19 protein-coding genes and 7 pseudogenes are annotated in these 19,284 nt (G+C 69.5%); 15 read left to right on the plus strand and 11 right to left on the minus strand.

The window, feature by feature from the left end; all coding sequences use genetic code 11:
* Positions 1-279 (plus strand): hypothetical protein (locus ACFVYS_RS42840; RefSeq protein ID WP_389511194.1); only part of this gene is annotated, 279 nt, incomplete at its 5' end.
* Positions 195-1,058 (plus strand): hypothetical protein, encoded by an 864-nt coding sequence (locus tag ACFVYS_RS42845; RefSeq protein ID WP_389511196.1) that lies wholly within the window; start codon positions 195-197, stop codon positions 1,056-1,058. The genes ACFVYS_RS42840 and ACFVYS_RS42845, both read left to right, overlap by 85 nt.
* Before the next feature lie 612 nt (positions 1,059-1,670).
* On the opposite strand, the gene ACFVYS_RS42850 is transcribed toward ACFVYS_RS42845, so the two are convergent.
* Entirely contained in the window at positions 1,671-1,904 is a 234-nt protein-coding gene (locus ACFVYS_RS42850; protein WP_389511198.1) for a hypothetical protein, read from the minus strand.
* Positions 1,905-2,015: 111 nt separating this feature from the next.
* Here ACFVYS_RS42850 and ACFVYS_RS42855 point away from each other — a divergent pair, with 111 nt between their 5' ends.
* From ACFVYS_RS42855 to ACFVYS_RS42865, 3 genes are all read left to right on the plus strand, one after another.
* Positions 2,016-2,765 carry a hypothetical protein gene (locus tag ACFVYS_RS42855; RefSeq protein WP_389511200.1) on the plus strand — a complete coding sequence of 250 codons (750 nt, stop codon included), beginning with the start codon at positions 2,016-2,018 and terminating at the stop codon, positions 2,763-2,765.
* A 439-nt stretch (positions 2,766-3,204) separates the two neighbouring features.
* Complete coding sequence (locus ACFVYS_RS42860) at positions 3,205-3,846, plus strand: carbonic anhydrase (protein ID WP_389511202.1); 642 nt, start codon at positions 3,205-3,207, stop codon at positions 3,844-3,846.
* Positions 3,847-4,157: 311 nt separating this feature from the next.
* Positions 4,158-4,895 carry a DUF4142 domain-containing protein gene (locus ACFVYS_RS42865; protein ID WP_389511228.1) on the plus strand — a complete coding sequence of 246 codons (738 nt, stop codon included), beginning with the start codon at positions 4,158-4,160 and terminating at the stop codon, positions 4,893-4,895.
* A 144-nt stretch (positions 4,896-5,039) separates the two neighbouring features.
* Here the strand turns inward: ACFVYS_RS42865 and ACFVYS_RS42870 are convergent.
* Positions 5,040-5,337, minus strand: a pseudogene (locus ACFVYS_RS42870) (amidohydrolase); the annotation flags it as partial.
* Between the two features lie 96 nt (positions 5,338-5,433).
* Here ACFVYS_RS42870 and ACFVYS_RS42875 point away from each other — a divergent pair.
* Positions 5,434-5,997, plus strand: coding sequence for a tellurite resistance TerB family protein (locus ACFVYS_RS42875; protein ID WP_389511204.1), 564 nt, complete (start codon positions 5,434-5,436; stop codon positions 5,995-5,997).
* Between the two features lie 144 nt (positions 5,998-6,141).
* Here the strand turns inward: ACFVYS_RS42875 and ACFVYS_RS42880 are convergent.
* A pseudogene (locus ACFVYS_RS42880) lies at positions 6,142-6,595 on the minus strand (IS5 family transposase); the annotation flags it as partial.
* Between the two features lie 75 nt (positions 6,596-6,670).
* On the opposite strand from ACFVYS_RS42880, the gene ACFVYS_RS42885 reads away from it, so the two are divergent.
* Together ACFVYS_RS42885 and ACFVYS_RS42890 are read left to right on the plus strand one after the other, a co-directional pair.
* Entirely contained in the window at positions 6,671-6,802 is a 132-nt protein-coding gene (locus ACFVYS_RS42885; protein ID WP_389511206.1) for an ANTAR domain-containing protein, read from the plus strand.
* A gap of 406 nt (positions 6,803-7,208) precedes the next feature.
* A pseudogene (locus ACFVYS_RS42890) lies at positions 7,209-7,418 on the plus strand (ATP-binding protein); the annotation flags it as partial.
* Between the two features lie 422 nt (positions 7,419-7,840).
* Here the strand turns inward: ACFVYS_RS42890 and ACFVYS_RS42895 are convergent.
* Complete coding sequence (locus ACFVYS_RS42895; RefSeq protein WP_389511208.1) at positions 7,841-8,134, minus strand: hypothetical protein; 294 nt, start codon at positions 8,132-8,134, stop codon at positions 7,841-7,843.
* Positions 8,135-8,223: 89 nt separating this feature from the next.
* Positions 8,224-8,739 (minus strand): hypothetical protein, encoded by a 516-nt coding sequence (locus ACFVYS_RS42900; protein ID WP_389511210.1) that lies wholly within the window; start codon positions 8,737-8,739, stop codon positions 8,224-8,226.
* Positions 8,740-8,863: 124 nt separating this feature from the next.
* On the opposite strand from ACFVYS_RS42900, the gene ACFVYS_RS42905 reads away from it, so the two are divergent.
* Positions 8,864-9,130 carry a hypothetical protein gene (locus tag ACFVYS_RS42905; RefSeq protein ID WP_389511211.1) on the plus strand — a complete coding sequence of 89 codons (267 nt, stop codon included), beginning with the start codon at positions 8,864-8,866 and terminating at the stop codon, positions 9,128-9,130.
* Positions 9,131-10,414: 1,284 nt separating this feature from the next.
* Here the strand turns inward: ACFVYS_RS42905 and ACFVYS_RS42910 are convergent.
* Entirely contained in the window at positions 10,415-10,654 is a 240-nt protein-coding gene (locus ACFVYS_RS42910) for a hypothetical protein (RefSeq protein ID WP_389511213.1), read from the minus strand.
* A gap of 334 nt (positions 10,655-10,988) precedes the next feature.
* Between ACFVYS_RS42910 and ACFVYS_RS42915 the strand changes: the two are divergent.
* Positions 10,989-11,219, plus strand: a pseudogene (locus ACFVYS_RS42915) (hypothetical protein); the annotation flags it as partial.
* A 20-nt stretch (positions 11,220-11,239) separates the two neighbouring features.
* Here ACFVYS_RS42915 and ACFVYS_RS42920 read toward each other — a convergent pair.
* The gene (locus tag ACFVYS_RS42920; protein WP_389511215.1) at positions 11,240-12,883 is read right to left on the minus strand and encodes an NAD-dependent malic enzyme; all 1,644 of its coding nucleotides are present in this window, start codon (positions 12,881-12,883) and stop codon (positions 11,240-11,242) included.
* A gap of 126 nt (positions 12,884-13,009) precedes the next feature.
* Between ACFVYS_RS42920 and ACFVYS_RS42925 the strand changes: the two are divergent.
* A pseudogene (locus ACFVYS_RS42925) lies at positions 13,010-13,248 on the plus strand (alpha/beta fold hydrolase); the annotation flags it as partial.
* An 88-nt stretch (positions 13,249-13,336) separates the two neighbouring features.
* On the opposite strand, the pseudogene ACFVYS_RS42930 reads toward ACFVYS_RS42925, so the two are convergent.
* Together ACFVYS_RS42930 and ACFVYS_RS42935 are read right to left on the minus strand one after the other, a co-directional pair.
* A pseudogene (locus tag ACFVYS_RS42930) lies at positions 13,337-13,498 on the minus strand (SpoIIE family protein phosphatase); the annotation flags it as partial.
* 728 nt (positions 13,499-14,226) lie between these two features.
* Complete coding sequence (locus ACFVYS_RS42935) at positions 14,227-14,454, minus strand: DUF5133 domain-containing protein (RefSeq protein WP_389511216.1); 228 nt, start codon at positions 14,452-14,454, stop codon at positions 14,227-14,229.
* A gap of 220 nt (positions 14,455-14,674) precedes the next feature.
* On the opposite strand from ACFVYS_RS42935, the gene ACFVYS_RS42940 reads away from it, so the two are divergent.
* Entirely contained in the window at positions 14,675-14,917 is a 243-nt protein-coding gene (locus tag ACFVYS_RS42940) for an acyl carrier protein (RefSeq protein ID WP_389511218.1), read from the plus strand.
* A 164-nt stretch (positions 14,918-15,081) separates the two neighbouring features.
* On the opposite strand, the gene ACFVYS_RS42945 is transcribed toward ACFVYS_RS42940, so the two are convergent.
* Positions 15,082-15,210, minus strand: coding sequence for a DUF6480 family protein (locus ACFVYS_RS42945; RefSeq protein WP_389511220.1), 129 nt, complete (start codon positions 15,208-15,210; stop codon positions 15,082-15,084).
* A gap of 83 nt (positions 15,211-15,293) precedes the next feature.
* Entirely contained in the window at positions 15,294-15,716 is a 423-nt protein-coding gene (locus tag ACFVYS_RS42950) for a CBS domain-containing protein (RefSeq protein WP_389511222.1), read from the minus strand.
* 189 nt (positions 15,717-15,905) lie between these two features.
* On the opposite strand from ACFVYS_RS42950, the gene ACFVYS_RS42955 reads away from it, so the two are divergent.
* From ACFVYS_RS42955 to ACFVYS_RS42965, 3 genes and pseudogenes are all read left to right on the plus strand, one after another.
* On the plus strand, positions 15,906-18,377 hold the full coding sequence (locus tag ACFVYS_RS42955; protein WP_389511224.1) for a molybdopterin oxidoreductase family protein: 2,472 nt from the start codon (positions 15,906-15,908) through the stop codon (positions 18,375-18,377).
* Positions 18,374-18,829 (plus strand): hypothetical protein, encoded by a 456-nt coding sequence (locus ACFVYS_RS42960; protein WP_389511226.1) that lies wholly within the window; start codon positions 18,374-18,376, stop codon positions 18,827-18,829. Before ACFVYS_RS42955 ends, ACFVYS_RS42960 begins: the two co-directional genes overlap by 4 nt.
* A gap of 24 nt (positions 18,830-18,853) precedes the next feature.
* Positions 18,854-19,284, plus strand: a pseudogene (locus ACFVYS_RS42965) (hypothetical protein); the annotation flags it as partial.

Genomic DNA, 19,284 nt, shown 5'->3' on the forward strand with positions numbered 1-19,284 from the left:
GGCGCGCGGGGCATGGCGAAGCGCGCGTCGCGACCCGACCACTGGTCGCGACGCGCGCTCATCCGCTCCGTCAAGCAGGCCGCCGCCGCGATCGAACCGGGCACGCCTGCTCAGCCGTTCATCGACGTGCAGACCGAGGTGGTCCAGGAGCAGGCCGGCACCAACGTAGATCAGGGCTTCGCGGAAGTCGTCCGATGGGAGAACTGCTCGCCCTGGCCGCCGAAGCCGCGGGCGGCCGGCACCACCTGGTCGCGGTCCAGATGCCGGCGAGCCTGGTGATGATGACGCCGATCACGCAGGCCCTTCACGGCCGGGGCCCGCGCCCGGCCGCAGCCGGGGCGGGGCTGCGGGCGATGGCGTCGGCGCCGCTGCACGGTGGTGAACTCCCCGGCATGGTCGACCAGGAGCTCGCCAACCTCATCCGGCCGGGCCTGACCCTCGCACAGGCGTGTGTTCTGGCGGTCGCGCCATGCCCAGGAGTGACGGACGTCCTTCTGGCCGCCTCCGGTGCGCCACACTGGGAGGAGGCGCCGAAGCCGTCGCCCAACCCTCGCTCACCGCCGCCAAGTTGCGGGAGATCACTGGTGTACTCGCCTCCCCCTGACCCGGACATCGAACAGCACATGCGTTCCTGCCACGCCCGCGCGGCGAAGGCATTGGACGTACGAGAGCCGGGCGGGGAGTTCTGGGGTTGGGCGGGGCGCACTCAGAGTGCCTCCCCGCAGAACAAGGCGTCGGGGAAGCTGTGGGGCGGTGCCCTCGACGCCCAGCACGTCTTCGGGGACCTCGACGGGCGCCGTCCCGCCCTCCTGGCTGTCCACGACGCCGTTGACGACGACACCGCCTACCGGGCGGAGTTGTGGGTGCGCGTCGGCCAGCCGGTTCTGTCCGACGACCCGGTCCTCCAGCGCGACCTCCAGCTGCCCGGCTCCTGGTGGCAGGACCTTACCGGGACGCTGGAGAAGGTGGCGGCCGTCGACACCGACCGCATCGCCGTACGCCAGCAGTACATGGACCGGGCGTCCCCGAATTCGTGGGCATCCCGGCCCCGGCCGTGACCCGCTGGACCACCGCCCACTCCGACCTGCACTGGGCGAACGCCACCTCGCCCCTGAGGATTCTCGACTGGGAGGGCTGGGGCGCGATCCCGAAGGGTTCGACGCCGCCACCCTCTACGCTACTCGCTGCTCCAGGAGGACGTCGCCGCCCGCGTCCGCGACGCCTTCCCCGTCCTGGGCAGTCCGGTCGGTCTCGCCGCCGAAGCGACCATGTGCGCCCACTGCTCCAGACCGTGGCCCGCGGCGACAACCTCACCCTCGAAGACCAGCTCCGGCACTGGTCCGAGGAGTTCCGCCGGCGCTGAGGCTGCTCGCGTTGTCGGGGAGTGAGGAAGGCCGGTACCGCCTTCAGACGGTGCCGGCCTGAGCAGGCTCACGTGCCAACGTGATCAGGCGGGTGTCCATGTTCGATGCTCGGTCGGAGCCAGTGGCAGTCAAAGCGTGTCGGTAGAACCAACTCGACAACGAGCGTCGCAAACCGGCCGCATGCGGCAAGGACCATTGGGACAGCAGGCATCAAGCCGGAGCCGACCGCTTCCGCGGAGCAGCCGTACGCAGGGAAACCCCCCACCCCCCGGCACGACCAGCGTCGGGGCTCCCTCGTGCAGGTGCTCAGTGGTTGAGGCTGTTGTTCGCCTTGCCGTCCGCTTTCGTGTTCGCGTTGTTGTTCGACGCGTCTGAGAGGGTGCTGTTGACGAGTGAGTCCAGGGTGTTGACGGATTGCAGGGTGGCGACGTTGTTGAGTGCACCGTCGATGATCCCCGCCTGAGCGGGGGCCATGGAGGCAAGGGCTGCACCGGCGGTGAGTGCAGTGATGGCGATGATGCGGGAGGGCGATTTCTTCATGCCGTGATCAACTCCCGCAGCGCCTACGGGACACGGTCCAACGCAGCTGATCGCCGACGCGCATGAAGCTGGACCGTGTCGCGTTCGACCCGGCCGCGCTGGAGCACCTACATGGCCCGGCTCCCGCTGCCGGGCTGGTGGATTGCGCTGGCCGGGGCCTTCGCCCAGCGGACGGGCCCGGGCGGCGGACTGCGCACTCGAACCTCAGCGGCGGGAACGTGGTGGTGTCTGGGCCGCTGGATGCGGTTCCTGGCTCAGTTTCCTGCCCCACCGGCCGATCCCGGCCGGCTCACCGCCGCCCACGTCGAGGGGTTCGTACGGTTCCGCACGGCCCAGGCGGGCGAGGAAACGGCTTTCAAGGACGTGCAGGACATCAAGCTCCTGCTCGACATGGACGCGATCGTCTCGCTCCTGGCACCCGAAGCCTGGGACTCCCTGGTCCGGCGGCAGCCAAGATCCCGCGGGTTCGGCCAGGCCAGCTACTCCGACGGCAGGTTCCAGCGGCTGTTGTCCGCGGCCCGAGCCGATGTCGCCCACATCCGTGACCGGATCAGGGCCGGGGAAGAACTCGTGCGCCGGCACAGCGACGGCTCCGGTGGTGGGAAAGCGGTCCTGCTGGCCGACATGGCTGCCAGCGGACGGGTCCCCCGCCTGGGCGACCACGGTGGCCATCACCATCTGACGCGCCGGATCGAACTGGCCCAGCACGTGGTTCTGCACGTGCAAGGCCTGGCACCGCTGATGGTCTTGCTGTGTGCTCTGACCGAACGCAACGGCGAGACGCTCAAGGAGCTGCCCGCCAGCACTGACCCATCCGACCCCCTTGCGGGGAATGCCGCGCGGCGGCAGCGGCAGACCTGACACCACGGCGGCGCGCCCTCCTTCTCCCGGGGGTGGGCGCGCCGCCTGGGGCTATGTGTAGGTCGCGGTCACTGCGGTTCCTGCTCGTAGGTGATGGTGGCGTCTCCCGCTCAGCGGCCCTAGTAGTGGAGTCCTCCTGCCTGCCCCACCGCCGGGCAACTCACGGAAGGTGCGTCTACACAGCGGGCGGTCCGCCCTCGTTCGGCCGACAGCGCGAGCAGCGCCTCGCTCGTTGTGCGGGTGTGGACGACAAACGGAGGGCTGCGGACCAGAGGCCGCACGGGGCGGGGCCGCAGAGCCGCGCCCTGAGGTCCCACCTCGAGACCGCCCTCGCCCGGCGCCTGGGCGTGGCGCTCCAGCCCCTCGGCGTGGCCCTCCCTGATGAGCTGCGGCAGGGCCAGGCGGTCCAACGGATGGTGCCAGCTCATAGGCTGCGGCCATGACCGAAATCCAGACCCCGACGCCCCGCGACGCCTACGAGCTGCTGCTGGCCGGAAACCAGCGCTTCATCGCAGGTATCCCTGAGCACCCCAACCAAGACGCCACCCGCCGTGCCGAGATCGCACCGGCCCAGCAGCCCTTCGCTGTTCTGTTCGGATGTTCCGACTCCCGGCTGGCCGCTGAAATCATCTTCGACCGCGGCTTGGGTGACCTGTTCGTGGTGCGCACCGCGGGCCACGTCATGGGTGCGGAAGTGCTGGGCAGCATCGAGTACGGCGTGGACGTACTGGGCTGCCCGCTGGTGATGGTGCTCGGTCACGATTCGTGCGGTGCGGTCGGCGCGGCGTGCGCCGCGCTGGAAGACGGCATGGTCCCGGCCGGATACGTGCGGGACGTTGTGGAGCGGGTGACCCCCAGCGTCCTGGCTGCGCGGGCTGCCGGACGGGTGGAGCCGGAGGAGATCCTCGCCGATCACATAAGGCACACCGTGGACCTGCTGCTGGACCGCTCCCGGGTGCTCGCCGAGAAAGTCGCCGCCGGGCAGGCCGCCGTGGTGGGGCTGTGCTACCGCCTGGCTGACGGCAGCGCGCAGCTCGTCGCCTCCCGTGGCCTCGATGAAGCGGCGCCCACCGCGTCCTGACCTCCCCAGCCGTGGTCGCTCAGCGTGAGCCGGCCGCGGCCGTAGGGCACCCGTGTACGTGGATGAGGACCTTGACCAGCCCGCCGGGACCGACCTCACCCTTCACACCCTCGTCGAGTTCGAGCCTCCGGCTTCAGTTGGTTCCCTTTGGAGGCCTGAGAGCTCTTTCTGTGCCCTGCCTATGAAGAGGTTGCTGGGTCTGATGAGCCGGAACGGTGTCGCGCGCGTAGTTCTCTTCGTCCGCTCCCATCGGGTGGGCAGGTCAGCGGATTTCCTGACAGGCAGGAGGACGGGTGCAACTTTCGCGGAACATGGTGGGCACTGTCGTCGTAGGGGGCGCGCTGGCCCTGACCGTGGGCGCTCTCGCCTACCCGTCGATGCTCGGACTTGACACCGTGTCGACCTCGGGCGACCGGATCATCGCCAACACCCAGTGGGGGCCGTTCACCGAGGGCGACCGGGCCTTCGTCGTGGCGGTGCGCGCAGCCGGTCTTTGGGAGCATCCGGTCGGGCTGATCGGGCTGCAGAAGGGGCAGAGCAAGGGCGTCATCACCGCCAGCCAGCACCTGGTCGACGGGCACGCGGCGCTGGACGAGACCTGCCGCAAGATCGCGCCGATGCTGAACGTGACGCTGCCCAACATAGCGAGTCCGCAGCAGGAAGGGTTTGTCAACACGCTCAAGGCGGACCAGGGCAAGCAGTTCGACATCGACTTCGCCAACATCCTGCGCCAGACGCACGGTTCGATCTTCAACACCGTGGCGAAGGTCCGCTCGACGACGAAGAACACGCTGGTGCGGGCGCTGGCCGACCAGGCCAACGACACCGTCCTGGACCACATCACGGTGATGGAGCAGACCGGTCTGGTCGACTTCGACACCACGCTGTTCACCCAGACCACCCCGCCGAAGCTGCCCAAGTCGGACATGACCCCGCCGGTCCCGCCCGTCGGTCAGCCGCTGGTCGTCCTGCCCCCGCCGGCGAACGCCACGTCCACCCCGGTGGACCTGGGCCCGGCCATGAACGGTCCGGCCGCCAACGGCAGCTAGGGCCGGCGACGGCGAGGTCCGCGGCACACGCGGTGAGGTGACTGGCCGTCAACGACCGGGCGGACCGATCCAGTGCCGAAGGCCGACCTGGACATGACGACGGCGGCCAAGGGGAGCGAGCGCTGCAGCCATCCGACCTAGCGAGACGCTGGAGGCGTACGGCAGTCCGGTCGCCTCCTGGACCGGCAGCGCGTCCATGTCGGCGCGCACCAGGACCACGAGCCCGTCCCGGTTGCGGCACCCCGGCGACTTCGGTGCCGCCGATGCCCTCGGCAGTGTCGCACCCCGCCTTCCCCAGCCGTTCGGCGAACTGCGCGGCCGTTCGGTTCGCCTGGCCGGAGAGCTCGGGGTGGCGGTGCAGGTCCCGGTAAAGGTCCTCCAGGTCGGGGACCGGGAGGTCGGCTGTGAGGTCCAGCGCGGTACGGGCCGCGGTGGAGGTCATGGAGGGCAATCTATGCCGGGGCCCGCTGTGGAACCTTTTGCGGGGCGGGGCCGTTTCCGGGGTGAGATCGATCAGACGAGTACCGAGGTGACGGCAATGGCACTGTTCGACCGGCTCAAGGACCAGGCCAAGAGCTTGCAGCAGCAGGCGCAGGGCGGGCGCGGCACGACCGGGGGGCATGGTTCGCAGAGCGGTTCACGCACGGGCTCGCACGGTGGATCCCGCGCCCAGCTGGTCGGCCTGCTGAAGAACCAGCTCGGCTCGATCAAGACCGAGCTGAAGAGCGGTGCGTACCGGGACGCGAGCATGGCGATGTGCGCGCTGGTCGCGGCGGCTGACGGCCATGTGGACGCGTCCGAGATGCAGCAGATGGAGTCGATGATCCTCAGCAACGAGGTGCTGCAGAACTTCCCGCCGGAGCAGCTGCGTCAGCGCTTCCACAAGCACGTGGAACAGCTCACCCGTAACTTCCCGCAGGGGAAGGCCGAGGCGATGCAGGACATCGCCAAGGCCGCCAAGAAGCCAACCGAGGCCCGCGCGGTGGTCCAGACCGGCATCGTCATCGCCGGCGCCGACGGGCACTTCTCACAGGCGGAGCAAATGGTCCTCCAGGAGGCCTGCGTGGCACTGGGGCTGAACCCCGCGGAGTTCCAGCTCTGACAGCTCGACATCTCTGACAGGGAAGCGGCCGCCGACGCGGGGGGAGTGCGTCGACGGCCGCTGTCCGAGTCGTTGTCGAAGTACGGCTGGCACTTGGCCGGCCCCGGCCGGCGCGCGAGTTCAGGGGCCCTGCGCTAACTGGTCCTAACAAAGCCGTCGGACGTGGCGGTGGGTGATCAGGCAGACTGCGAGTCCGAGGAATGCTTCGTGGATGTCGTCATGTCGCTCCCATCGGATACGCAGGCGACGGAAGCCGTGGAGCCAGGCGATCGTGCGCTCGACGACGTAGCGGAAGATGCCCAGGCCAGTGCCGTGTGGTTGGCCTCGCTTCGCGATCACGGGGCGGATCCTTCGCTGCCAGAGCAGGCGCCGGTACTTCATGGTCGTAGCCGCGGTCGGCCAGCAGCGCGTCCGGCCGTCGGCGCGGTCTGCCGGTCCTGCCCGCGACGGCCGGAATCTTGTCCAGCAGCGGCATGATGTCGTTGCGATTTCCGCCGGTCAGCGACACCGCGAGCGGGATGCCCTGCCCATCGACGATGAGGTGGTGCTTGCTGCCCGACCGTGCGCGGTCGACCGGGCTGGGCCCACTCTTGGGGCCCGTCGGGCCGCGCGCAACGCCCGCCTGGAGCAGGAGAACGAGCAGCTGCGGCATGCGGTCGATTCCCACGCGACGGTGGACCAGGCCATCGGTGTCCTTGTCGCGGTCTATCGGCTCGCGCCGGCCGCCGGATTCGACGTGCTGCGTGAGGTCTCCCAGCACACCAATACCAAGCTGCACACGGTGGCTGAGACGGTGATCGCCTGACGCTGGGACAGCCGCTGCCGGAGCCGGTGGGGCGGGAACTGGACGCGGCCGTGCAGCGGCACTCACGTCGGCAGGACGCGCCGGACACGGAAGCCGGGTAGAACGCCGTGGCCGGGCACGGCGTCGGTCAGGGGGCCAGGGCCTGTTCGACGGTGGGATGACAGCCGATGACTTGCTCCAGGCCGACGATCTCAAGGACCCGCAGCACCGATTCCTGGGCGCCCACGATACGCAGCCATCCCTGAGCGTCCCTCATGCCCTGGTGGGCGGCGATGAGGCGTTGATGCCGCTGGAGTCCATGAAGGTCACGCCGCTGAGGTCCACTACGGTCCGCGGCCTCGGTGAGCTCGTTCGTAACGGCGTGGTCGATCTCGCCGTGCAGGGTGACCACCCGGACGCCGCCGACGTGGAAGTGGTCGTGTGGGACAGTGATCCCGTCCTGCCGGTGGCGCGAGCCGCCGATGGGGGCAGGGTCGGGTAGCACGGCCTGGAGATCGTCATGGCTGTCTCCCAGGGATTCGAGGTCCAGCGGGAGCCGGTCGGAAAACGCATCACCGCCCGCATCGCCCTGCCCGACGACCCGGGCGGGGACGTCACCGGACGCCGCCCCCAGTAGCAGGCAGCGCTCCCCGAAGCGGCGGACTGCAGGAGGGCGACGTCGGCGGGGGAGAGGTCGGGGCGGGCGCGGTGCCAGCGTGCGGGGTGGCGTCACCGGCCGGAGGCGTCGCGGGCGACGTCGACGCCGGCTTCGCCCCGCATACGCACACTGCCGACGCCCCAGCGCGCCGGGCCGGTCGATCCCTAGCAGCTCTTGCTGCCTGGTGGGAAGGCCGCTTTGGTGAGCCGTCGAAGAGCTCTCGCTGGGTTCTCGCTGCTGCGAAGTCCGTCTTCGCCCACGCAAGCGTATGCTGCGGCGCGAAGTCAACTGCGCTCTGTGGGCGGGCTGAAGCTCCGTGGAGGGAAGGCGACACTGACTGCGCCGGAATCGTCGCTGCTTGCCGTCGACGACGCGGTAGACCTTCCGGTACCGCGGCAGGCTCAGCGCGGGGACAAGCTGCCCCTGCAGCGCCCAGCGCACGAACTGCGGCAGCGGAGCCTCGCGGAACAGCCAGCGGCCGGCGGAAAGCTGATGATCTCGTTGATGTCGCTGGGACGCAGGAAGATGGCCTCGCCGGTGTGGAGTTGCTCGTGGGACTTGTGTTGCCACAGCCGGTAGTACCGGCCTTCGTCCTCGTTGAAGCCCAGGTGCCGGTCACCGTGCGGGCTGATCAGGTGGGTGGTGAAGGGCAGATCGTTCGGGCCCGGCTGCCAGGGCTGCTCCTGCTGGCTCAACTCATCCTTCGTTACCGTCCCGAGTGTGTCAGCGCCGGTCCGGGGCGGGCAGAGCTTCCAGCCACTCCACCCGTCCCGGACGGCCGACGTCATGACGGGGCTGCCGCCGGTGCCGGCCGCAGCAAGGCGAGCGGGGAGCGCTGGCCTTTCTTGACCGAGCGCGGTTGCTCCCAGTCGATGTCGGTCCGTGCGGCGAGCGCGTCGACGGCTTGCGTTGTGTAGAGCGCGACATCGACGGCCCCGGCCCGGGACGTACCGAACCGCACCTCGATCGACTCAGCGGGGTGGATCCACTTCAGGCGCAGCATCCAGTCGAAATCAGCCCTGCGCACCCCGATCCTCGCGGCTGCCTGCTTCGGTCCGAGCGGGGTGTCGGCGGCGACCAGCTCCGCCAGGTCCTCCCGTCGGCAGACCTCCGCGACCTGGCCGGGCTGGACCAGCGAGCCGTCGGGGTTCGCGCTCAGCTCGGTGAGCAGCTTCCGCCCGATGAACCGCCGGACGACGACCGACGTCACGTTCGCCCGCTCGACAATCACGTTCGGGGGGCCGAGTGCGTCGGCGATCCGGTCCGCCGCCGCACCGCCCGAGATCGGTGGGCTGGGCATCGCGGCCCGGATCGCGTCGGCGTCCAGCGCCTCTATAGCGGCCCGCGACCACTGCCAGGAAGACGCGTCTGGTGCCGGGATGAGCCCATGTGCCGTGCCCACCGCACGGACGAGGGGCGAAGCGATGGAAGAGGAAGAGCGTAAGTTCCCGGAAGCGTTCCATTACCAGGCAGGGATCGGCCAGCGGAGCAGCAACGCCTACTTCGGTACGGACGTGCTCAGCGGATTGACCGCTGGGATGGACGAGTTCCTGACCGATCCAGAGGGCCGCTGGCGTCAGTACAGGTCTCTGGGCGCTGCTGTTCTCGGATGCGTGCCCTGGCTAGACGACCAAGAGCTCCTCAGCAGCATCGACCGCTTCCCTTCCGCATGCGTCGTCGTCACGAAGTAGGAGCTGAAGAAGCGGGGCCGGGACAGGTTCGAGCGGCTTAAGCAGCATGCCGAACAGGGGAACGGCTTTCCCGCCGACGTCTTTGCCGACATGACTGGTTTTGTCTCTCGGTACAACGGCCCTCCTCCGGTCATTGGCCCCTACACGCCTCCGGCTGATGGACTGCGAGTCCCGACTATCCGATCGTTCGGGTTCCGTAAGGCTGGCATGCTTCCCGCATGGCCCCACTACAGACCTCGGAAGTCAGTCACGCTCCGCTACATGCGGGTAACGGCAGCTTCACGAGACAGGGCCACGATGCCCGTGGGTTCAAGGAAAGTGAAGGGTCTTCAGTGGGAACCCGGGGGTTCGTCGCCGTGCTGCGAGGGGGTGGGCCCGTGGGTTCGTGGTGAAGCCACGGTATCGGCTTCGGCTGACTGTTCCATGAGTTGCCGTGCGGAGGCCGCGTAACGAATCGCGGTCTTCTCGTCGATGAAAAGATCGGAGCCTCACGACCCGAGCGAGGGCATTGACGGACCGCCACCACCGATCATGATCGTTCTCACCGATACTGACTGTCCCGCTGGTCCCCATGGCCGGGCTCGCGGGTCCGAGTCGACTACAGCGGCGAGCGGCCCGTACTCGCGGTGAAACTACAGGAGTTGTTCGGCTGGTCTGCCGCCCCCGCGCTACCCCCGCCACCCGTGGCCGGAGGACCCGGCTGCGGCCGAGCCGACCCGGCGGCTCAACGCGCCCAACCGGGGAGCGCCCGTCGATGCAGCCCGGGGTCAGCCGCCACCCGAGCCGGCCGAGGCCGAACCGCCGGAGGTCCAGCCGGAGTTGGGCTGCGGCCGATCGCGCGTGCTGCGCTCGGTGCCCAGCTCCACCACGACCCCAGCCGGGCCGAGGCGCCGGCCAGCCGATCAGGTACTCCAGCCCGGCGATCACCCCCACCACCACGAACACGGTCGACGCCCGCGCCCCGGCCAGCGCCATCCAGAAGGCGACGAGTAGGGTCGGCACGCCCAGAGCGAGCGGAGTGAACAGCGCCGGCCCCGCCGAGGTCAGCGCGTTCTCCTGCTACGGCGGCGACGTGTACGGGTTCGTCCACCGTGCCTTCCTGGAGTACCTGGCGCGGAGCAGCACTGGCGTCAGCGTTCCTTCGAGGACTTCCTGGCTCATCTTCACAGCGACCTTCGGGCTGTCCCTTCCCAAGGGGGTGCTGGACCACTTCTTGGTCAAGGGGTGTGAACAGCGACGTGGTCTACCGGGTCCGCGAGTCCTATCTGCAGCAGCGGTCGGCGGTCATAGGTGTACCGGTGGATGATGTCCGCCGCGGGACGCGTTGGTGGTCTTCGACGGCCTGGACGAGTTGTTCGACCGCGACATGCGCGCGCAGACCGCCCAGCGCACTGCTGCGTTCGCCGCGCGCTGGCCGCTGAACTCGCCGATCTGGACTTCATCCAGGTCCTGCAGCATGAAGTGGGAAAAGCCTGCCCCGTCCAATGCTGTGCGCTGGTAGCCGATGACGCGTGATGTCACCACGATCCGGGCGTTGCAGGAGATGGCGGGGAATCCGCTGTGGGTCCGCTCGTACCGTCGGGGCGACGAACACCTCCTCCAACTCCACGACCGCAGGCTGGTCGTCCGACAGGGGTGTGAGGACTTCAAGGTCCAGGCGTCCGTATGTCTCCCGCACCCGGGTTGCGTACGCCGCCACCGCCGCTGCGACGTCCTGCGCACTGGGTATGGCAGGGACATGAGGGCCCTGCCCCTCATGCGCCGACAGCTGGCGGGCGGCGAACACGGACTCCAGCGCGGCCCTACGCCGCCGATACGGCCAAGAGGTGGTTGTCCGTCCCGGACAACCGCAGCAGATCGAACGCGACGAAAGGGTGTCGAGTCGTCCACGCGGCTCGGCCGTCACCGCTGGGTGGTCGAGAGAATCGTGTCCTGGCTGGCAGGCTGCCGACGCCTGCGCCGCCGCTGCGAAAGGAAACCAGAACACTTCCTCTCCAGCTCGGACTCGGCGAGGGAGGGATTGGGGCGACAGCCTCCTGGGCCCTTCGCCGACGACGGATGGCGAAGAGCCCGCAGACGGGCCATGTGATCTCTGTGTCACACAGCCTGTCACCGTGCGTATACAGGGCTCCATTGGGCAGCCTCGACAGCCGTGCGCAGTTCCTCCTGCGTGGCCTTCGGGGCGACGCCGTCCTGTACCGCCGCTGTCGCCGCGGCCAACGCGATCTCCCGGGCAGCGTCCCGCATCTCCCGCAGCGGCGGCAGCAGGGGCGCGGGCGCCTCACTGTCCTGGGGGGCGAACCGGGCGGCGCAGTCACCGACCGCGCGGGCGGCGGCCACCATCATGCGGTCCGTGACGCGGGTGGCCCGGCTCGCCGTGACCGCCAGGCCGATGGCAGGGAACACGTACACGTTGTTCGCCTGGGCGACCGGCACCTCGCGGCCGCTAACCGCCACCGGCGGGAACGGGGAACCCGCGGCGACCAGAACCTTGCCGTCCGTCCAGCGCACGAGATCGGCGGGCTCGGCCTCCGCATGAGAGGTCGGGTTGGACAGAGGGAAGATCACCGGGCGCTCACAGGAGGCCGCCATCCGCCGCACAATCTCCTCGGTGAAGGCCCCGTGCGCAGTTGAGAGCCCGATCAGCACGGTCGGCTCGACCCGGTCCACCACCTCGGCCAGGCTGTACGACTCCTGCTCGTCGTCGCGGGCGTAGACCCGCTGCTCGTCGGTCAAGCCGTCACGGGAGCCGGTCAGCAACCCATCGACATCCACGAACCAGAATCGGGAGGCGGCCTCCGCTCGCGGCATGCCGTCGTCGACCAGAGCGCTGCGGATCATGTCGGCCACGCCGACCGCAGCGGAGCCCGCGCCCAGGATCACGATCCGCTGGTCTGCCAGCCGGGTCCGTGTCACCCGTACGGCCGTGGTCAGTGCGCCGAGCGCGACGGCTGCGGTGCCCTGGATGTCGTCGTTGAAGGTCAGAAGCCGGTCCTGATAGCGGGTAAGAATGCGCCGGGCGTGTGCCGTGGCGAAGTCCTCCCACTGCAGCAAGGCCCCCGGAATCTCGGCCTCCACGGCCGCGACCAGCGCCTCCACCAAGTCGTCGTACTCGGCCCCGGTCACCCGACGCGCGCGGCGGCCCAGGTAGTGCGGGTTGTCGAGCAGTTCCTCGTTGTCCGTCCCGGCGTCCAGCAGGATTGGCAGCGTACGAGCGGGGTGGATGCCTCCGATCGCCGTGTACAGGCTCAGCTTGCCGATCGGGATGCCCATGCCGCCAACCCCCTGATCGCCCAGGCCTAGAATGCGCTGGCCGTCGGTGACGACGATGACGTCTACGTCCTTGTGCGGGCGGTTACGCAGGATCTCGCGGAAGCGGTTCCGGTCCTCATAGGACAGGAAGAGTCCCCGTGGGCGGCGGTAGATCTCGCTGAAGCGGCGGCATGCCTCGCCGACCGTCGGGGTGTAGACGACGGGCAGCATCTCCTCGAGGTGGCGGGTGACCAGCCGATGGAACAGCACCTCGTTGGTGTCCTGGAGTTGGCGCAGGTAGATGTGCCGGTTCAAAGGCTTGTCGTAGTTGGCGAACGCCGCGTACGCGCGATCGGCCTGGTCGTCCAAGGTCTCCACCGCGGACGGCAGCAACCCGTCAAGGCCGAACTCCGCTCGCTCCGTCGCGCTGAACGCGGTCCCCTTGTTGCGCAGAGGGTCAGACAGAAGCGCGGTGCCCTGTGTGCCTCGCGAATCGTTCACTGTCATACCTCCTCGCCTGCCCCGCATGCCCTTGTTCTCATGCCAAGCTGTCGGCAAGGCGTGGGCAAGAAATGGTCACCAGGGCGCCACCGCTTTCGAACAGGTGATCGTGGTCGGAGGAGAAACCGGGCCGGTCTCACCATCGACCGGCGGCACAGGAGGACGACCGCGCCGCCGGGAGACGGATCCAGTGTCCGGCGCTGATTCTCTAGTCGCTCCGAGACGACCTCGAGGACCTGTACGGAGACCCGGTGAAGATCTGGCGGCAGTGGGCTTCGGACGTACGCGGCCGCGGAATCGATGCCGGGCACCACGTGGCCGAAGAGGCTCCGGAAGCGCTCGCGTCTTCCGTTGCGAGCTTCTTTCAGACCGATGGAGGGAAGCGGACGGCGAGCAGGGCCCGGTCGTCAGGGAAGGACGGCGACGCTCGATCAGTCCGTCGGTGTACAGCAGCAGCGTGTCGTTCTCGGCCGCGGTGGTGTGGGCCTGCCGGGAGCGGACGTTCCGGACGGGGCCGAGGGGCGGGGAGGTGGCCCGGTCGAGGTAGGCGCTGGTGCCGTCGGCGTGGATGAGCAGTGGCGGCGGGTGGCCGGCGGCGGCGTAGGGCGGCAGCATGCTGAGCTGGAGGCGTTCGGCGACCCGGTGCTCGTGTTCGTGGAGCCCCGCCCGGCGTAGGGCCTGGGCGACCTGCTGCGCCACGGCCTTCATGTGCGCGGAAGCGGTGGAGCTGTGTGAGCCGGACACGATGAGCATGCCCAGCGAGAAACCGTCCGCCTCCAGCGACAGCGCGAGCGGAACCGCGTCCGTGGCCTCGTGGGGAAGCGAGCCGCAGGACGGCTGGTCTAACCGCGCGGCGCTGGCGTCACGGTCGCTCGCGCATCTTGGGAACGTCGTCGCCGACGGGCAAGCCGAAACCACGCGTCAGTCCCGCAGGCGCCCCGGCGAAATCCAGGTCGGCCTCTACCGTCTTTCGTGCACGAGGGGTACCTGCCACACTTTTTTGGCAGTGCTGACGCCGTGTACGTATCCCCGTGACGGCATCCGCACTCGCCTTGCGGTACAGGGAGTGCCGGTCACCGATCCAGGGCAGGGTGCCAGGGTGATCAACCGGCACAGCCGGCGCCTGTCCGTCCTGGGCATTGGCCGGATCGGATAGCCACCTCTGACAACGTCCCCCGGCATTGCAGCGACGATGCTGGCGACTCTGGCCGGATGGCCAGCATCTGGGTGCGACACAGCTGAGGGGCCGGTCGCGGACCGGCCCCTTGTGCAGCGCGTGCGCGTTCCCCCGCTGTGCCGATCTCATGGCTGGCAGGACCGAGGCACGCAGCGCAGCGCATTGGTCAGGCGCTGAGGAGGGAGTCGTCCTCGGTGCGGGCTCCGGGCAGTTGGTGGCGGGCGGCGATGAGGGCGGCGTCGATGTCGCGGGTGCCGGTCGATACGCACAGGGTGTAGGCGACGTCGTCCATCCGCTGGCGGGCCTGCTCGCTGCCGTTCTCGGCGTGCAGGACGCGCAGGGTCTCGTACTGCTCGATGAGGTTCATCAGTACGGCCGGGTGTGCCATGAGCATCGGGAGCCTCCCAGGTCGCCACTCTTCGCATGGGTCATACACGCATCCGTGTGCCCCAGGTCTCGGCGGCCATGCCCGCTCCGCGCCGCGCCGTCGGACACCGGCGAAGAACCTGTCGCCGGGCCTCGGCCGCGCGCCTGATGGAACCGGTGGCAGTTCGTTTCAGTCGTCAAAGTGGTGATACACGGTCATTGTTCCGATTTCCACACAAGGAGGACTCATGGCGACAGGTGAAACGGGATTCAGTGACGTCATGTACGACCTCGTATCCGTTCAGTACCACTCTTTGAAGGCTGGACACGATTACGGTCAGTATGTGCGCGACGCGGAGAACGCCGGGAAGAAGGAGATCGCCGAGTTCTTCCGCACCGTGATGGAGCAGGACTCGGAACGCGCAGCCCGGTGTCATCAGTTCCTGGCCGAACTGTCCGGTACCGAGGAAGCCGGCCCGGCTGTCAGCTGAGCTCTGACGGAGAGAGCGCGGGCCGCACCCGCTTGCGGGCGGTGCGGCCCGCAGCCGAGTCCGTGGGCAGGCGGGACGCAGACGCTGGGCAGCAGTGGCGTCGGCCCTGACTACGTGCTGCTGACCTCAGGGCGGTTACGCGACCAGGGCCACCACCATGGCGATCAGCCGATCGCTCTCACGACCATCATCAGGTTGGGCGGCATCGGTCCCCGTCCCTTGCGCAGTTCGGGCACGGGATGGGAGATGCCGTAGGTGCTCCCTTCGGCGGGTGGCGTTTCACCGGGTGACACATCGCCGCCTGGTTCGACTCCCGGAGTTCGCCGCGGGTCGATCGGGAGTCGCCATGGGGAAACACTCCTTTCGGGGCTCAGTGTTACTGGTTGGACCGCGCGGCGCTGATGTCTCCGAGAGCCGACTCGGAGTCGCGCTCGATGGCCAGGTCGCCAAGGGAGACGATGCCCACCGGGTGCCGCTCTTCGTCGACTACCGGGACTCGGCGGACGGAATGCTCGCGCATCACTTCGACCGCGAGAGTCAGATCGTCGTCGGGCCCCAATGTGACGAGATCCTCGCTGCATGCGTCGGCCACTGTCATGTTGTTCGGGTCGCCGCCCTCGGCCAGCGCGCGCACCACCAGGTCCCGGTCGCTGACCAGGCCACGTAGCTGCTCGCCGTCGGTGACGAGAACGGCGCCGATGTTCTCGTCCCGCATCGTCCGGGCCACGGCCGTCACCGAGGTCTGCGGCTCGACGGTCACCAGGGCGCTTGTCATGACGTCACTGACATGTTGGGTCATGGGACATCCCTCCAGATGTGGGTGGTGCTCTTCTCCGCCGTTCGAGTCCCGAGTACCCGTGGACGGCCGGTCCCCACGGCGTCGCCAGGGGGGCTGAACGGCAGTCAGGATCTGTGATCGTTACGCGAGCGGGGCCGGGGGTACCGGGGGCAGGGCGCCGACCGGCGTCGGTGTGCGCGGGAGGCGGACATGGATGCTTCAGTGGACCGGATTGGGCAGCCGTGGGGCGGCCGTACCCCGTACGGCCGGCACGAGCGGTGGCCCACGCGCGTGGACACGTATCTCGAGCCGGGCGTCGACCCGGACCGGGTGCGCTGGGTACAGGCCGCGTCGGTCCTGCACTCCGACGGGGACGCCATGGACATCGCGGTCGTGGACGGCCGCATGGCCGGCGTGCGCGGCCGGGCGGGCGATCGCGTCAACCGTGGCCGGCTGGGGCCGAAGGACCTCTTCGGCTGGCGGGCGAACACCTCACGCGACCGGCTCACCCGCCCCCTGGTCCGCGAGAACGGACGCCTGGTGGAATGCGACTGGGACACGGCGATGGGGCGGATCGCCGTCCGCTCGCACAACCTGCTGGCGGACCGCGGCCCGGGGTCGATCGGGTTCTACACCAGCGGGCAGCTGTACCTCGAGGAGTACTACACGCTCGCGGTGCTGGCCCGGGCCGGGATCGGCACCAATCATCTGGACGGCAACACCCGCCTGTGCACGGCCACCGCCGCGGAAGCGCTCAAGGAATCCTTCGGCTGCGACGGGCAGCCGGGCAGCTACGACGACATCGACCACGCGGACGTGATCGCGCTGTTCGGGCACAACGTCGCCGAGACACAGGCTGTGCAGTGGATGCGCATCCTCGACCGGCTGGACGGCGCCGACCCGCCCCGCCTGGTCTGCGTCGACCCCCGTCCCACACGGGTGGCCCGCAGGGCGGCCGTGCACCTGGCGCCACGGACCGGTACCAACGTGGCCCTGCTCAACGCGCTGCTCCACGAGATCATCCGGACCGGCCGGGTCGACCGCGACTACGTCGCGGCGCACACGGTGGGCTTCGAGGAGCTGGAATCGCGGGTCGCGGGGTGCACCCCGCGGTGGGCGGCCGGCATCTGCGACGTACCGGCCGCCTCGATCGGAGCGGCGGCGGAGCTTCTCGGCACGGCCGACCGGCTGCTGTCCACGGTCCTCCAGGGCATCTACCAGTCCCATCAGGCGACCGCTGCGGCCGTGCAGGTCAACAACCTGCACCTGATCCGCGGGATGCTCGGGCGTCCGGGGGCCGGGGTGCTCCAGATGAACGGGCAGCCCTCCGCCCAGAACACGCGTGAGTGCGGGGCCGACGGCGACCTGCCCGGCTTCCGCAACTGGCAGAACGACGGCCATGTCGCCGACCTGGCGCGGGTGTGGAACGTGGAGCCGGGCACGATCCCGCACTACGCCCCGCCCACGCATGCGATGCAGATGTTCCGCTACGCGGAGCAGGGCTCGATCCGCATGCTGTGGATCAGCGGTACCAACCCGGCGGTGTCCCTGCCCGAGTTGTCCCGCATCCGCTCGGTCCTGGCGCAGGACCGGCTCTTCGTCGTCGTGCAGGACCTCTTCCGCACCGAGACCGCCCAGCTGGCCGACGTGGTCCTGCCCGCCGCGACCTGGGGTGAGAAGACCGGGACGCTTACCAACGCCGACCGCACGGTGCACCTGTGCGACAAGGCTGTGGAGCCGCCCGGGGAGGCCCGGCCGGACCTGGACATTTTCCTCGACTACGCGGCCCGCATGGACTTCCGCGACAAGGACGGCAGGCCCCTGATCGGCTGGCACGACCCGGAGTCCGCTTTCGAGGCGTGGAAGGCGTGCAGCGCCGGGCGGCCCTGCGACTACACCGGCCTCACCTACGACAGGCTGCGCGGCGCGAGCGGCATCCAGTGGCCGTGCAACGAACACGCTCCCGACGGCACCCGGCGCCTCTACACCGACGGCATCAGCTGGGCCCGTCCGGACCTGTGCGAGAGCTACGGCAAGGACCTGGGGACCGGCGCGGCGGACGACGCGGCCGCCTATCGTGCCCTCAACCCGGACGGCAAGGCCGTGATCAAGGCCGCCGACTACCTCCCGCCGCACGAGCAGCCGGACGAGAGGTACCCGTTCCATCTGACTACGGGCCGCACGCTCTACCACTTCCACACGCGCACGAAGACCGCGCGAGCGCCCCAGTTGAACGCCGCCGCACCGGACGTGTGGGTGGAAGCGGCAGTCGGCGACGCCGACGCGCTCGGACTCGCGGAAGGCGACCTGGTCGAGGTTGCCACACCCCGTGGCGCCCTGCGCGGACGGCTGCGGGTGACCGGCATCCGTCCGGGACTGCTGTTCGTCCCCTTCCACTACGGCTACTGGGACACCGAGGGCGGACACGGCCCGCACGGCGACATACCCGGGCGCGCCGCGAACGAGACGACGGTCACCGACTGGGACCCCGTCTCCAAGCAGCCGCTGTTCAAGACGGCCGTGGCAGCGCTGCACCTCGTGGCACGCGGAGACGGCCGCCCCGCCCCCGCGCCGACCACCACCGCCTCGGCGCCCGCCCGCGCCGACGCCGTACCGCCCACGACCGGCGGGCCCACCGCTCTCGCCGCATCCCGGGCCGATCGCACGGAGGGCGCCCGGTGAACGGCACCGCCCTCGTCCTCGGCGCCCTCCAAGAGGGCGAGAGCCGGCTCGCCGACCAGCTGACGCACGTGGCGCGACGGCACCGCGCCGAGCACGAGGTGCATCACGTGGCCCTGGACCTCGCCGACTGGTCCCGCGAACACGTCCGACGCCTGGCCGAAGCCGCCCGAGCCCGGGACCTCGCCCTCACCCTCGTCGCCCCCGACGCTCCCGAACCCGCCGCCCAAGGCTCCGAACCCGGCCTGCTGCTCCTGCGTGACCTGCGCGACCTGCATCTGAGCGCCACCGAGAACTCCCTGAACTGGGAGATGCTCGCGCAGGTCGCCCAGGCCACCCGGGACGAAGGACTGCTCGCCATGGTCTCGGAGTGCCACCCGCACACCCTGCGCCAACTGCGCTGGACCAACACCATGATCAAGAATCTCGCCCCGCAGATCCTGACGAGTCGGTAGGCGGTCGTCCCCGCGGTGGTCGGGTTGACGGTCAACGTGCTGATCCGGCCGCCGGTGTACCTGCGTGACGCCCGCTCCGCGCTGGAGGACGCGGCCCATGAGGCGCAGGAGATCCTGAACGCGGAGGCCGACGGTCTGGCCGTCGGCGACTGGTACGAGCCCACGCCTACGCGGACTTCCTGCGCCACACGGCGCGCGGTCCAGCTGTACTGTCGGACCCGGGTCACCCCAGGCGCTACCGACGGCCGTGCGGCAGAGCAACTGCGCGATGCGGTCGAGGACCTCCACCGCACCCTTGACGAGTTCCGCCGGCAGCTGCCAGGAACCGTGCCCGACCGCGGCGCCCGTCTCGCGGCCTCCGGTGGTTCGGGGGTTCCGGTGCGGTCAGCCGCGCAGTGCCGGCAGGACCTTCGTACGGTAGAAGTCGAAGAAGCCCTGCTGGTCCTTGCCGATCT

Origin of the sequence: Streptomyces sp. NPDC058295 (assembly GCF_042880655.1) — a bacterium.
In the GTDB taxonomy this organism is placed as follows: Bacteria; Actinomycetota; Actinomycetes; order Streptomycetales; family Streptomycetaceae; genus Streptomyces; species Streptomyces coriariae.